The organism is Salipaludibacillus aurantiacus, from assembly GCF_900111295.1.
In the GTDB taxonomy this organism is placed as follows: Bacteria; Bacillota; Bacilli; order Bacillales; family Salisediminibacteriaceae; genus Salipaludibacillus; species Salipaludibacillus aurantiacus.
The window spans coordinates 291218-305882 of the sequence record NZ_FOGT01000004.1 but is presented as its reverse complement, the minus strand read 5'-3'; the positions used below and the strand labels follow the sequence as shown (position 1 = coordinate 305882).

Sequence of the window (14665 nt, the reverse complement as noted above, 5' to 3'; positions counted from 1 at the left end):
AGCTTTATAACCCGATTGCCATAAAAGCTGTGTTTAATGTATAATAACAGTAACATGAGATATGCTGAAAAGACCGGGCGCGGCAACGCCCGGCCTGAGCAACCATATGCCGCGTCAACAGCGGCTGACCAACATTTTCAAGTGCTATTGGAAATAGTCACCTTTGTTTGGCTGCAGGGTGGCTATTTCTTTTTGTGCATATAGACGACAATGGTTACGAATAATGTGAGGACCGCAATCAGCACGAGACTGAACTGCGAAATTAGACTTAATGCTTCGTATGACGTCATAAGCCTCACCCCCTTTCTTAGAGGGCTCAGCCGCCACCTTGCTTTATATAGTTGCATTACCTATTATAGCAAACGTACGTTCGTATTTCTATAAAACTATGTTCACAAATTTAAATTTAGGAATATAATCCATTGTTTTCCTAGAATTTAATGGCTAGTGACAGAGCCAATATAAATAGAACAGTATATCCTTTATAACAGGAAAGGTGAGTCAGCATGGAAAAATCTGTCTACACAGTGCGGAAGCGGGCACGAAAGTTTAAAAAACTATTTGAAAAAATATCAGTTAATACGCTGCCGTGGGAAATAAACGGCACGTTTTACTTCTTAATAAGTTATTTAAAATTTTCTAATTTACAAGGAATGGCAGTTCTTTCTGATAATAAAAAAGAGGAAGCAGAAAGTGATGCCAGGAAGGCTCACAAACCTCTTTTTCAATTTTACAGGCTGATGAATCATATCCATGTCACAGGAAAAGTAAGGGTCTCTATAAATGATGATTTTTTTACAGCTCCTTTAGCTTTATCTGAACAAGTATATTCAGAAGCTCTTGAAGAAGGCCACGCTCTGATTCAGTCACTTTATGATAAACAGACGTACTTTAAAAACCTGTACGCTGATTTCTTCGCTAAATTAGCTGAACTTCAGAAGAAAGGCCAGCCATTGACAGAAGAAGAGCTTGAATTAGCCATCCATACAAGTGCGAGCCTGGAAGTGCTCCATTATGAAATTATGAGAGAAACAGCTGAGAATACAGACTGCCTGAATCAGTGGGTCAAAGCGATGAAAGAAGAAGAACTGTGGGATAAACTTAAACAGAACCATCGGGTGTTCTATTTTCAGCTCCTTCAGAACGAGGAAAATATGCGCCACGAACTTGAGAACCTGCCTGTGGTCAAACACAAAAATCCTGAAAAAATGCTTAAACTTACGAAAGATAAATACAGAAATTTTAAAGATGATATTAGAAAACAGGAACTTAAAGACCTGCGCTACCCCTACTAATCTCTTTCCGGCAGTGACGTCTGTCTGGTTCTCTGCCGGAAAGCTCCTCCTGCTTAAACCCTTCAGCCTCTTATGTTTATTCAGGGACTTCTCCGCTAAAAGGTAAAGTTCTACCTTCAAAAAACTTCCTAATGATAGTTAAACAGCGTTTCTCCTCTTCAATGATAATGTGATGCCCTGAGTTTTTGAATAAAACAAATTGAGCTTCTGGTAAAAGTGCTGCTGTTTCTTCACCGTCTGAAGGAGGGTTTATTCCATCATGCTTCCCTGAACAAACAAGTGTTTTGACAGTGATGTCAGAAAGCCTCTGCCTTAAATCAAATCCCCGCAGAGCTTCTGCGGCAGCGGACGACTGGCACCGGGTTAATTTTGAAGAGCCGGCAAGGCACATAAGCTTTAATTTTTTAACAAAAGAGGTGTCTGGTGAAAAGGCTGCTTTTCTCAAGACAAGGTACCGCTGTAAAGGAGAAGCTGTGAGGGCGTTCAGCCCTTGTTCATTTAACAGCCTTTCCACCGAAGACATATCCCCTTTTATTTTAGGGGCAATCAGAACCATTTTTTCAAAACGGTCAGGGTGGATAGCGGCTGCATTCATAGTTATATAGCTTCCCATCGAAAAACCAACAGCTTTTACTTTTTCATACCCAAAATAATCAACCAGTCCGATGAGATCCTTAGCATGGTCCTCAAGTGAATAGACCGCCGGCTTTTCGCTTCTCCCGTGGCCGCGGCAATCGTACGCTATCACTCTGTATTTGTCCATAAGGCCCTTAGCAAGCGTAGCCATTCCTTCTAAAGACCCTCCCAGCCCGTGCAATAGAATGACCGGCTCCCCCTCCCCGTAAAATTTTAAATTCAGCCGTACACCATTTACACGTATCACTAACCTGTTCCCTCCTTGTGTATAGTCGTTTTGTTAATCTCTTCCTGCGTTAAATATTATAGTAAGAAGATAGGCAATAAAAGATAAAATCTGTTTTTAACCTGATAAAAAGGGGCAAAGAACAGAAAACACAGTTGTTAGGAGGAAGCGGCAATGAGAAAAAGAAAATGGCCCTGGATAGCCAGACAAGTTTGGGACAATTTGCTCTTCATGCACTGGCCTGTGCCTTACGAGGCTTTAAGACCTTATGTTCCTCCCCCGTTTGAGATTGAAACATACGATGGGCAAGCCTGGGTCAGCGTTGTGCTGTTTGAAGCAAATGGAAACGGCCCGAGAGGCATGCCAGGCCAAATCCCTTTCAGTTCGTTTCTTGAGCTGAATGTAAGAACATACGTTAATTTTAATGATGAGCCGGGAGTATATTTTTTCTCACTTGATGCCGACAGCCCCGTAGCTGTCCGGGGGGCAAGAACGGTCTTTTCTTTACCTTATATTAAAGCGGATATGACATTTGAAAACAATAAAGAGTGGCGGTATTTTGAAAGCCGGCGGACTCACGGAGGTTATCCGGAAGCACGCTTATCGGTAAAGTACCGCCCGCTCTCTGAAAAACGTTATTACGCCGAAAGAGGTTCTCTTACAGAATGGCTTGTTGAGAGATACTGTTTATGGACGTTGAAAGGAAACAATATTTATAAAGGGCCGATTTACCACACGCCGTGGGATTTACAGAAAGCTGAAGCAGACTGGAAAATGAAAGAACTAACTGACTTCACAGACCCTTCCGCGTTTAAAAAAGAGCCCCTCATTCAATTTTGTAAAACTAAAAAAGTGAGGTTTTATCCCTTTGAAAAATATGGAGTCGCTGAAACAGACTTTGATGAATTAAGAAATTTAAAATACAGATCCCTAAACAGATAGGCGCTTTATATATTTCTGTCCCACTTATTTAATCTGCTGACCCACACTTGGTTAAAGAATCTCGACAATTGCGGTCAGCATACCCCGTCAAAAATAATAAGGAGGGCCGCGGGGGTTGATAATTCTGTAACAAAACACCCTCACAGGATGTTTAACTGAACGGCTATAGGAGGAATGGGAGTAATAAACCACATGCAGGAGGGATAGATATGGCAGACAACAAGAAATTTGAAAAGGGCAACAGTGATTCACCAGAGCAGAAATTCAAAGAAAAAGACCCTAAGCGGGATTTAGACCCTCAACGTGAAGTAGCAGATAAAGAAAAAAATAAAGATAATACCGAGAAGAACCCTGATGACTTTGAGGGAAAGAATGATTAAGCTCACCTCAGTTTTTTCACTATTCCTTTAAGGGAAGACGGAGTGAAAGGGACTGAATTTACCTATTCAGTCCCTTTTCTATGATTAAATCATGGAAATAAGAAGCAGTTAATGCGGAGGCCTCCGAATGCTTTTCATTAGCATGTTGTGGATTTGCATTATACTGCCATACTTAAAAAGGAGGTTACACATTGAATACTTTTCAATCTGACACCAAATCTCTGTGGAGAGATTTAGAAATGGACAGTTTCCCCGCCCTCTCTGAAAATATGAATGCAGATGTCACCGTTATCGGTTCAGGAATTACAGGAATTACTGCCGCTTACTCTCTTGTTAAACAAGGTTATAAAGTGGTTATGATAGAAGCCGGCAGACTCATCGAGGGAACTACAGGCCATACGACGGCTAAAATTACATCCCAGCACGGAGTAAATTATGATTACTTTATTGATACGTTTGGCGAAGATAACGCTAAACGTTACTATGAGGCGAACGAGGAAGCTTTAAAGTTTATTGAAAGTGTGATTAAAGAACATAATATTTCCTGTGATTTCTCCCGTCAGGACGCTTATATTTACAGCACCACTGATAAGGGGGATGAAACATTACAGAAAGAGGCAAAAGCGTATGAAACACTTGGGATAGACGGAGGCCTCACCGACAGCATTCCGCTCCCCTTCCCTGTAACTTCTGCTCTTAAAATGAACGGCCAGGCACATTTCCATCCTGTGAAATACTTATTGCCCCTGGTAGCTTATCTAAAAGAGAACAACACGCCTATCTTTGAAAATACAAGGGCAGTCGACATAATTAAAGGGGAGCAGCCAAAGGTCCTCACTGAGAGCGGCCACTCTGTTACATCGAAGTATGTGGTAATGGCTACTCATTATCCGTTTAAAGACTTTGAGCGAGGTTTTTTTGCCAGGCAGCATATTGAACGTTCTTATTCAATTGCCGTTAAAACAACTGACATTCCTGAGGGGATGTATATTAATGCGGAAGAACCGAAACGTTCGATAAGGTACACAATGAATGAAGATGGTGAAAAGCTTCTCATTATCGGAGGCGAAGGGCATCCAACCGGCCAGCACGAAAACCCGCTTGAGAGCTATAACACCCTTTACTCTTATGCTGAAGAGCATTTTGGGGTCTCAGACGTTCCTTACCGCTGGTCTTCCCAGGATATTATGACGCTTGATATGATGCCTTATATTGGACCTGTCAACGACAAAGATACAAATATATTTATGGCAACCGGGTTCGCTAAATGGGGGATGACAAATGGAACGGCAGCCTCCCTAATAATTTCTGACTTAATCAGCGGCAACGAGAACCGGTATGCTGACCTGTTCACTCCGGACAGATTTCATCCGGGAGAAGATACAAAAAATGCCTTAAAAGAAAATGCAACGGTAGGAAAAGAATTTTTCAAAGGCAAGTTTAACAGAAAAGACGCTGAACTTGACGAACTTGGCCGCGGAGAAGGAGCCCTTGTCCAGGCTGATAAAGAAAAAGCCGGAGCCTACAAAGATCTGGATGGCAACCTGAACCTGGTGAAACCGACCTGTACTCATATGGGATGCGACCTTGCTTGGAACAATGCTGAAAGATCCTGGGACTGCCCTTGCCACGGTTCACGATTTGAACCAGACGGATCGGTAATTGAAGGGCCTGCAACTAAACCTCTCGAAAAATTAGATGATTAAAACCTTAAACTGGCACAAAAGAATAGGAACTATTAAAGGGAACCGAACAAATCTTGCGATATATTTGTTCGGTTTTTCGCTTTTATACTTAATTTAAAAAGAATAAGGGCAGTGATTTCAGAACAGGAGCTGTTCAATCATTTAAAATTGAATTTAATCAGCGGAATATTGTCTCTATCGGCGAAAATAGAGGTCCAATCGGCGAATATCCCTCTTCTATCAGTAACTTTGAATCATTATTATCTGACTCTCTCTTTAAAAAACAAATTCCCTACATTCTTTACAAAAATGCTCCACTCATAAATTAGCTTTCTTTATGTCACTATTACTGGTAAATTTAACGAGCAGGTTTTTTCAAAGACTCTGTTATAGATAAATGTTGATTTTTTAATAAACACTCGCTTGCCGCGGGCAAGGCTTCAGCTAATCGGGGAAAAACACCCCGATGGATCTTCAGCTCTTGCTTTTCCCGCAGGCGTCTCGTTTTTTCAAAATCAACAATAAATATTAATAGAGCATTTCAAAAAGAGTTAATGATTTAAAACCTACTTCGGAAATAATAAAGAACAAAATATAAAGTAAAATGAGGGTTAATCATGAATACAGATACTTTTAATAAATTTGGATTAAGTGAAGAGATTAAACGGGCGCTGAAAGATTTAAATTATCAGCACCCTACCGAGGTTCAGGAAAAAGTCATCCCTTCCGCTCTGAAGAAGAAAGATCTTGTAGTCAAATCTCAAACAGGCAGCGGAAAAACAGCCTCTTTCGGCATACCGGTCTGTGAACTGGCGGAATGGGAAGAAAATAAACCACAGGCGCTGATTCTGACACCGACCCGGGAACTTGCTGTTCAAATAAAAGAAGATATAACGAATATCGGCAGGTTTAAACGTATCAAGGCTACGGTTCTCATCGGACAACAACCGCTCAAAAATCAACAGCTGGAACTAAAGCAAAAAACACATGTCGTCATCGGGACTCCGGGAAGAGTTTATGACCATATACTGAAAGGGACTCTTCTTCTCGACAATATAAAATTCACAGTAATTGATGAAGCGGACGAAATGCTTAACATGGGATTTATTGACCAGGTTGAATCAATTATAAAAGAATTGCCTCAAAACAGAGTAACCTCCCTTTATTCAGCAACGATCCCTGAAGATGTTGAAGAGCTTACCCGGAAGTATATGAACAATCCAATTGAAATTGCAGCAAAAGAAACCGGTGAAACCATGGAGCATATTGCCCATTCATTTATCGAAGTGACTAATGAAAATAAGTTGTCTATGTTAAAAAATATCTCTATTGTTGAAAACCCTGACAGCTGCATTGTTTTCTGCAACACTCAGGAAAGAGTGGATGACGTGCTGAGCTTTTTGAATCAATCGGGGTATTCATGCGAAAAAATCCACGGCGGTATGACCCAGGGAGACCGTTTTTCTGTAATGAATGAATTTAAACGGGGAGAATTCCGCTACTTAATTGCCACTAATGTGGCAGCCAGAGGAATCGATATAGAAGACATTTCTCTTGTGATTAATTATGACATGCCTTATGAAAAAGAGAGTTATGTGCACCGCACAGGACGCACCGGCCGAGCAGGTAAAAAAGGTAAAGCAGTCACTTTTTATACGGAAGAAGAATCCCCTGGTATAGGTGAAATTGAACGTTTTACAGGCTTATCTATAAATACAGCTTGCCCTCCTTCTGAAGCAGAAGTGACTAAACACAGACAAGCCTTTGCAGCTAAAATGAGTAAACAGGCGCCCCTCAAAAAAGACAAAAGTGCTCAGCTGAACGAAAACATCACTAAACTGTATTTTAACGGCGGGAAGCAAAAGAAGCTGAGACCTGTCGATTTCGTTGGTACTCTTACAAATATTCAGGGCATTTCAGCTGACGATATTGGAATAATAAGCATTCAGGAGCGTATGACTTATATTGATATTCTGAACGGAAAAGGCCCGGCAGTTTTGCAGGAGATGAAAAACAGAACCGTTAAAGGGAAAAAATTAAAGGTTCATATAGCAAGAAAGTAACAGGCAGACACCTACCTGTTACTCTGCAATTCAATACGCCGCTGAATAATTTGCAGCCGGACGAAAAATCCGATGGCCGCACAGGTCAGACCTAAAGTGATCCCCACCCAAAGTCCGAATGGGCCTAGTGCGGTAAATGCGGCTAAATAATAGCCTGCGGGTATGCCAATGACCCAGTAAGAAGTAAAGGCGGTTATAAAAGGAACTTTCACGTCTTTATATCCTCTCAGCACCCCTTGGAGGCCGGATTGGGCGGCATCGGACAGCTGATAGACAATGGCAATAATAAAGAAATGCCCTGCCATAACAACCACATCGCGGTCTTCAGTATACAAATATGCAATTTCCTCTCGGAAGAAGTAGAGAAAAACCGCACCGACAGCTAAAAATCCGATACCTCCTAATACCCCAAGGCGTCCGTATTGTTTAGCCGACTGCAGTCTCCCTCCCCCTACAGAAAAACCGACTACAATGGTCAATGCCATGGAGATGCTTAATGGAATCATAAAAATCAGTGAGGTAAAACTCAGGGCGATCTGGTGGGCAGCAATCGTTACCGTTGTAAACATCACCCCCATGAGTAACGTCACAACTGAAAAGATGCTCGACTCAAAAAAGATCGAGAGGCCGATCGGTATACCTATAGATAATTGTTCTTTCCATTTAACCCATGATGGTTTCATCCAGGTCTTAAAAAGACGGAAATGCCTGATAGCCGGCACTTTAAATGTCATCCAGGCGCTGAAGAAGAGGATAATCCAGTACGTGGCTGCTGTGGCATAACCCGCCCCGATTCCACCCAGAGCTGGAAGACCAAAGTTACCGAAAATAAAACCGTAGTTTAATAGAATATTAAAAGGCACTGCAGCTATAATTATTAGCATCGTGATGCGCGTGAATCCCTGCCCGTCAAAGAAATTCCTCAGCACGCTTGCCAGGAACAGAGGAATAATTCCAAAGGCTAACCCGACTAAGTAACCGAATGAAATATGGTTAACCTCCGGTGTTAAATTCATTATCGATAAGAGAGGCTGAAGAAACAGCACTCCGCCCATTACGACTAAAAAAGCAAGGACCATAGCTAAATACATCGCCTGGGTAACGGATTCAGTAATTTTATCGCTTCTGCCGCTCCCGACGAGATGGGCGACGATCGTGGTGACGGCTAACAGGATGCCATTAATTCCAGTAAAAACAGGCATCCATAAACTGGATCCAATTGCGACCCCAGCTAAGTCGTCTGTTCCCACTCTTCCGGACATCATCGTATCTACCAGATTCATCGCAAACAAACTAACCTGTGTGACCATGATTGGCCATAATATTTTTAAAAATAACTGTACTTTTTCTTGTCTCGTATTCACATGTTCCATTTCATTTCACCCGTATTAATTATTTCTATCTTTTTTGGCTCTGTTCCCTGCAGGCTGTTAAAAGTTTAACACTCCCGTTCTGGAATTCAGCAAAACCTGCTAAAAAAATGAGATTGAATCTATCATACCATCCAACCTGATAATTTTCTCATAGTTAGAAAATCATTCAGTACGTTTCTCGTAAATAAATAAACTTTTTCTGTGTGAGGCTCTTATAAAAAACTGTAGCTGACTTATGTGTAACCTCTATTTTATATGAGATTAACCTGGTTGAAACCCGGAAAAAATGTTTGTAATATTAACCAATTTTTAGTTTGACTCCTTATCTGTATGGTAAAAGAAGAATATACACTTTTAAGAAAGGGTGATTTGTGAATGGCACAATTGAAAGAGTATATGACTTCAAACGTGGAGTACTGCAACTCTTACGATAACCTGGCTACTATGGCAAAAAAAATGAAAGAAGAAGATGTCGGATTCATTCCGGTAGTAGACAACGATAAATGTTCCGGTGTTGTAACAGACAGAGATATTGTAGTTAAAGGATTAGCTAAAGGCTCTCCTGAACATGTGAAAGCCCAGGATATAATGACCGAAAACATCGTCACCGGCCACCCGGACATGGATGTCGAGGAAGCTGCCAAAATCATGCAGGATCACCGGATTAAAAGACTGTTAGTGCTGGAAAACGACAATATTAAAGGTGTCGTCACTCTCGGCGACTTAGGCGTAGAGAATGCTGAACAAACTGCCGGAAATATTATAAGCGAAATTTCCAAAGGTGAAGGGAACAACTAATAAAAGCTATTAGATTTTAGAAGGAGAACGCGGGAAATCCGCTTTCTCCTTTTTTATGTCTCTTATAGTCACACTTTGTACCGCTGCAGGCTGTTCTTAATCTTTTTCGTTTGTCACTAAAACCAGTATGGGTGTAAGATTACGGAGCGCGACTTATTAACGATTAAAAGATATGTATCTTCAAAGTACTCCGGTACACTTATCAGAGGTTTTTGCCACAGACACAAATCAAAGTCCCCCTTGATAAACCTCAAGGGGGACCAGTTTATATAAATTATTTAGCTTAAGCTTTTACCCAATAGGCCGCCTCATTTTCTCCCGGAGAAGGCGGGAATTGGTCACCTTCACTTAAATTAATTTCTGAATTATCCGTACTGGAGTTGCCGTTTACAAGCTGGTCAACTTTATAGTTTCCGCTCTCTGGCGCTTTTTCGCCAGTTTTATATTGTTCGTTTGCCATCTCTAAGCACCTCCGTTATAATGATGGTGGTAGTTTGTTTGCCAGAACAAACTATCGGTTTAATTCTCTTATGCGGTCGTAATGATTAATTGCTTGAACCATTTCCAGAGTTACGGCCGCCTTTTTTTCCAATCTTTTCATAGTGCTCTTCGCCATATTTCTCGCTTGTTGTTTCTCCGCCTTTTTGACCGATGTTCTGATAGTGCTTCTGGCCATGCTCTTCGCTGGTAGTTTCTCCACCTTTTTGGCCGATATCCTTATAGAAGTTATTGTCTTGATCTTTGCTTGTCGTTTCTCCGCCCTTTTGGCCAATGTTTTCGAAATGTTCCTGGTCATATTTTTCGCTGGTGGTTTCGCCACCTTTTTGACCGATGTTTTCGAAATGCTCTTGATCGTATTTTCTGCTGGTTTCTTCTCCGCCTTTGCGTCCTGCTTCTTCTCTGCTCATATTTCCTTGATTTTGATTGTTAGCCAATTTGAAAACCTCCTTAAATTTTGATGTTACATTACTACATATTCCAACTTGTCCTTCTCTTTAAACCGAGTTTTTCTTAAACCTCCTTTTTTGTAAGTTTTTAGTTATTCTTTTAATAGATTTGTAACACTAAAAGAGGATTTCGAACCATGAAAGTAATAAAAATAAATCAAACTGGAATTTTTTAGGATGATATTCCCTGGCGTCTATTTCCTGGAATCACAGGCTTTTTCTTATTTCATTTTTTCCACACCCTTCTTAATCCCTATAAAAGTAAATTTAGAACAAAATTATAATAAGGCGCAGGTCTTAAAATACTATTATCTATAAAAAAAGAACCCAAGACAGCAAAATAATTTCTGCCTGGGTTATTCTTGTTTATTCCTGCTTCTTTTAATAAGGGTAATTCAGGCCATAATTAGTCTTTCGTATTAAGATATTTACCCACCACATTATCCAATGATGACTCTCTCCTTTGGATAATGGAATGGTTCCACAGCAGTCGTCCCTCGAATCAGGAATAAAAATGAGAAAATACCTATCCTTCCAATAAACATTAACATGATAATAATTAATTTACCCGCTGTACTCAATTCCGAGGTGATCCCCATGGATAAGCCTGTAGTACCGAATGCTGAACTGACCTCGTATACCACTGCCATAAGAGGGAAAGACTCTAAATGAGTTAATAAAATAATTGCTGAGCCCCAAAGCATAATAGCAACTGATACGACGATAAAAGACTTTGTAATGTCTTCCATGTGCAGTTCTCGTCCGAACAGTTTTACAGACTGCCGGCCTCGGGCGAATGAAATTATAGCCAAAACAGCAATTGCAAAAGTTGTGGTTCTGATTCCACCCCCTACACTGCTGGGAGAAGCCCCTATAAACATTAATGCACTTTGGACCATTTGCGTGGCTTCTGTAAACTCACTGACATCCATTGTAGCAAGCCCGCCATTCCTGGTAGTCACTGATTGGAATAAGGCATAAAAAACAGTTTCATGCCAAGTTTTACCGGCAAAGAAATGATTTTTATCAAATACATAAATAAGCACCGTACCAATAAAAGCCAAAGAAAAAAAAGTAATCGTTGTAATTTTAGTGAATAATGAAAAACGGAATTTTTCATTTTTTGGCTTTGTAAGCATTTCTTTTACTTCTATTAAAACAGGAAAGCCGATAGCCCCGAATATTAACAAAAGTATATTTATTGTCTGAACAAAATAGTCATTAGCAAAAGGTTCCAAAGATTCGCCTGTTATATCAAAACCGGCATTAGTTGCAGCGCTCACTGAACCAAAAAAACCTTGAATAAATGCCTCATGCCAGGTAGGAAAATAATTTAGAAAATATATACCAAGAATGACTGTCCCAATAGCCTCGATAATCAAAAACAGTGTCAGTATTTGAAGCATTAACCTGACTAAGCCGGAAAAAGCGCTTCTGTTGTGATCAATCATCATAAGCTGTCTATCTCTAAAACTAATTTTTTTTCCTAAAATGACCCAGATAAACGTTCCTAAAGTCATTATACCTATCCCGCCAAATTGCAGAATAAACGCTAAGATGAAGACACCAGGCCCGCTGAAAGTCTCAGCTGTATTCACGACTGTTAACCCTGTGACGCTTACTGCACTGACTGAAGTAAATAATAAATCAATAAATGTCCAGGTTACACCCGGTTTTAAAGCAATTGGCAGACTTAATAAAATGCATGAAATAAGAACTGCACCAGCATAAAACAACACAATTATTTGAACTGAGGATAATTTAACGGATTTATTTTCTCCAGCGTTTAACATATAACATACCTTCATTCGTCAAAGAATTTGTTAATTAAAAATATGGCCTCCGGATTTGTATATTACATCGCTTCATTTTCAAACCGTTTAATATCTTTATTATGTCCGATAACAATGAGAAGTTCTCCTGCTGTTATCTGATAGTCAGGTTCTGGAGAGACATTAATCTCGTCACCGCTCTTTATGGCTAAAACAGTAATACCATACCGGCCCCTAATGTCCAATTCAATCAATGTTTTCCCATCCAGTTTTTGAACCGCTATTAATTCCACAATACTGTAATCTAATGATAATTCTATAAAATCTATCACGTTTTCATCAGATAATTGCTGTGCTATTCTTCTTCCCATATCGCTCTCAGGGTGGATGACTCTGTCAGCCCCGATTTTTTCAAGTACCTTCTGGTGGTAATTGTTCTTTGCTTTTACCCATATATTATTTACTCCAATTTCTTTTAATAAAAGAGTAGTCAAAATACTTGCTTGAAGGTTGTCTCCAATCGCCACCACTGCTACATCGAAGTTTCGTATACCAAGTGACATTAAAGTCGGCTCATCAGTCGAGTCGGCAACTACTGCATGTGTTGCTATTTTAGAATAGTCACTGACTTTTTGTTCATCCATATCCATAGCGAGCACTTCATTACCCTGTTGTATTAATTCTTTACATACGCTGCCGCCAAAACGGCCCAGCCCAATAACAACAAACTGTTTTTTTTGATTCATTGCTTCCATCCCCTTTTCACACAAAAAAAAGACTCTTCTAAAAAAGGTCTTTAATTAAAAACCTTCTCTCTTGAAACGCTTACGAAGTTAGCTGTCGGATTAGGAGTTGAGAGCACCCCTTCTAATTAGATTCACCCCAAGACAAACAAGTCATACCCCTGTTTGCCACTTTTGGTTCCCCCGCTTTGTTCCACAAAACAAATTCAGCGATTTAAGGTTAGTATGTAATTATAAAAGTAATTTACTCCTCTCTTTCTTTTTTGTCAATGTATATTTTTCAACCTTTTAAATATAAAAATAAGAGTGACCTCATGGAGCCACTCCTAGGAAAAAATAACCAACAGATTATTTTAACATACCTATAAATTATTAAATGAGCAGAATTAAATTTATTGATTACTTTTTAAGACCAGCTGTGCCACGCACTCCACCTGGGCCGTTTGAGGAAACATGTCCACGGGCTGAAGGCTTTTAAGTTTATAGCCTCCTTTAGAGAGTTCTTTTACATTTTTCGCCAACGTTGACGGATTACATGAGACATACACAATCCGCTCAGGCTTTGTTCTAAGCAGCGTGTCGATGAGTGAGGCGTCAAGCCCGGTACGAGGCGGATCCACAATGACCACATCCGCTTTCCATCCTTGCTTTTCCCATTTCGGAAGCCATGTTTCCGCCTTTCCCGTTTCATACGTGGCATGATCAATCCCGTGGTTTGTTGCGTTTTTACGAGCATCTGAAATGGACTCTTGTATGATATCCATTCCGCGGAGCTCTTTCGCTTTGTCTGCTACCCAGAGACCGATTGTACCAACACCGCAGTATGCGTCAACTACATTCTCTTTTCCGCTTAATTGTGCGGCTTTCTTTACTTCATCGTAAAGTTTTTCTGTCTGAACAGGATTCAGCTGGAAAAATGCCCTGGCAGACAGATGAAAAGTAAAGTCGCCCAGTTTTTCTTCAAGTTTTTCTTTTCCGTACAGGACGAACGTTTCGTCACCGAAAACGAGCGATGTTTTTTCCGGGTTAACATTTTGAATGACTGAAGTGACATCCGGGAGCCTCCGTTTAAGCTCCTCTAAAAATAATTCCTTCCGGGGGAATTCTTTTTCTTTTGTGACTAAAGCAAGCTGCCATTCACCTGTTTTGAATCCTATCCTGGTAACAATTGTGCGTAAAAATCCTTTATGTTTTTTTTCATTATAAACGGGGATTTTCAAATCCTGGACGATTTGTTTGACTGTCCGGGTAACCTTATTCGTCTGCGGGTGCTGGACGATACATTCCGGTATGTCAATCAGCTTATGGCTGTTGGTGCTGTAAAGCCCGGCAATCACCTTACCGTTGTGCAGCCCGGTTTGCATCTGGCTTTTATTTCTGTAGTACCACGGGTCTTCCATTCCAATAGTATCCTTGAAGTCAATTTTATCAAGATTAATAGACGTGTACCTTTCGAATGCCTGGCGAACGACATCTTTTTTTTCACGAAGCTGGGCGCTGTAGCTCACGTGCTGAAGCTGGCAGCCGCCGCATTCATTATAGACAGCGCACGGCGGAGTCTGCCGTTCTTCAGATTTCCGCCTCACTTTTACAATTTTAGCTGTCGCGAATTGATGGGAGACTTTTACTGCTTCACATACAACTTCTTCCCCTGGCCAGGCGCCGGGAACAAACACGACTTGACGCTTAAAGAACCCTACTCCTTCGCCGTCGATTCCCATTCGTTTGATTGTCACAGGGAAACGCTGGCCTTTTTTAATTTTCAGTTCAGTTTTCGGCCCGCCGGCCTTCTTCCGTTCTTTCAC

The 14665-nt window shown here is 40.7% G+C and carries 14 protein-coding genes and 1 riboswitch; of the genes, 6 read left to right on the top strand and 8 right to left on the bottom strand.

Annotation, left to right across the window (positions count from 1 at the left end; all coding sequences use genetic code 11):
* Positions 1–182 precede the first annotated feature (182 nt).
* Positions 183–290, bottom strand: a complete 108-nt coding sequence (locus tag BMW59_RS22025; protein ID WP_230896286.1) for a putative holin-like toxin — start codon at positions 288–290, stop codon at positions 183–185.
* Positions 291–506: 216 nt separating this feature from the next.
* On the opposite strand from BMW59_RS22025, the gene BMW59_RS06885 reads away from it, so the two are divergent.
* On the top strand, positions 507–1295 hold the full coding sequence (locus tag BMW59_RS06885) for a hypothetical protein (protein ID WP_093049264.1): 789 nt from the start codon (positions 507–509) through the stop codon (positions 1293–1295).
* Positions 1296–1371: 76 nt separating this feature from the next.
* Here the strand turns inward: BMW59_RS06885 and BMW59_RS06880 are convergent, their stop codons facing one another.
* Entirely contained in the window at positions 1372–2178 is an 807-nt protein-coding gene (locus BMW59_RS06880) for an alpha/beta fold hydrolase (RefSeq protein WP_093049261.1), read from the bottom strand.
* Positions 2179–2331: 153 nt separating this feature from the next.
* On the opposite strand from BMW59_RS06880, the gene BMW59_RS06875 reads away from it, so the two are divergent.
* The 4 genes from BMW59_RS06875 (at position 2332) to BMW59_RS06865 (ending at position 7227) form a co-directional block, all read left to right on the top strand.
* Positions 2332–3099, top strand: coding sequence for a YqjF family protein (locus tag BMW59_RS06875; RefSeq protein ID WP_093049258.1), 768 nt, complete (start codon positions 2332–2334; stop codon positions 3097–3099).
* A 209-nt stretch (positions 3100–3308) separates the two neighbouring features.
* A complete protein-coding gene (locus BMW59_RS21590; protein ID WP_177174222.1) occupies positions 3309–3479 on the top strand; it encodes a hypothetical protein in 171 nt (56 codons plus the stop codon).
* 191 nt (positions 3480–3670) lie between these two features.
* Positions 3671–5185: an FAD-dependent oxidoreductase gene (locus BMW59_RS06870; RefSeq protein ID WP_245732979.1), complete on the top strand. Its 1515-nt coding sequence runs from the start codon at positions 3671–3673 to the stop codon at positions 5183–5185.
* Positions 5186–5781: 596 nt separating this feature from the next.
* On the top strand, positions 5782–7227 hold the full coding sequence (locus tag BMW59_RS06865) for a DEAD/DEAH box helicase (RefSeq protein WP_093049255.1): 1446 nt from the start codon (positions 5782–5784) through the stop codon (positions 7225–7227).
* Between the two features lie 11 nt (positions 7228–7238).
* Here BMW59_RS06865 and BMW59_RS06860 read toward each other — a convergent pair whose 3' ends face one another.
* A complete protein-coding gene (locus tag BMW59_RS06860; protein ID WP_093049252.1) occupies positions 7239–8600 on the bottom strand; it encodes an MATE family efflux transporter in 1362 nt (453 codons plus the stop codon).
* A gap of 375 nt (positions 8601–8975) precedes the next feature.
* Between BMW59_RS06860 and BMW59_RS06855 the strand changes: the two genes are divergently transcribed.
* A complete protein-coding gene (locus BMW59_RS06855) occupies positions 8976–9398 on the top strand; it encodes a CBS domain-containing protein (RefSeq protein WP_093049249.1) in 423 nt (140 codons plus the stop codon).
* Between the two features lie 283 nt (positions 9399–9681).
* On the opposite strand, the gene BMW59_RS06850 is transcribed toward BMW59_RS06855, so the two are convergent.
* The 5 genes from BMW59_RS06850 to rlmD all read right to left on the bottom strand — a co-directional run bounded on the left by BMW59_RS06850 (position 9682) and on the right by rlmD (position 14665).
* Positions 9682–9858 carry a YjzC family protein gene (locus BMW59_RS06850; RefSeq protein WP_093049246.1) on the bottom strand — a complete coding sequence of 59 codons (177 nt, stop codon included), beginning with the start codon at positions 9856–9858 and terminating at the stop codon, positions 9682–9684.
* A gap of 85 nt (positions 9859–9943) precedes the next feature.
* Positions 9944–10333 (bottom strand): glucose starvation-inducible protein B, encoded by a 390-nt coding sequence (locus BMW59_RS06845; RefSeq protein ID WP_281244231.1) that lies wholly within the window; start codon positions 10331–10333, stop codon positions 9944–9946.
* Positions 10334–10785: 452 nt separating this feature from the next.
* Entirely contained in the window at positions 10786–12153 is a 1368-nt protein-coding gene (locus tag BMW59_RS06840; protein WP_281244230.1) for a TrkH family potassium uptake protein, read from the bottom strand.
* A 47-nt stretch (positions 12154–12200) separates the two neighbouring features.
* Positions 12201–12863, bottom strand: a complete 663-nt coding sequence (locus BMW59_RS06835) for a potassium channel family protein (RefSeq protein WP_093049239.1) — start codon at positions 12861–12863, stop codon at positions 12201–12203.
* Between the two features lie 60 nt (positions 12864–12923).
* Positions 12924–13082, bottom strand: a riboswitch (cyclic di-AMP (ydaO/yuaA leader).
* A gap of 170 nt (positions 13083–13252) precedes the next feature.
* The gene (rlmD, locus tag BMW59_RS06830) at positions 13253–14665 is read right to left on the bottom strand and encodes a 23S rRNA (uracil(1939)-C(5))-methyltransferase RlmD (RefSeq protein WP_093049236.1); all 1413 of its coding nucleotides are present in this window, start codon (positions 14663–14665) and stop codon (positions 13253–13255) included.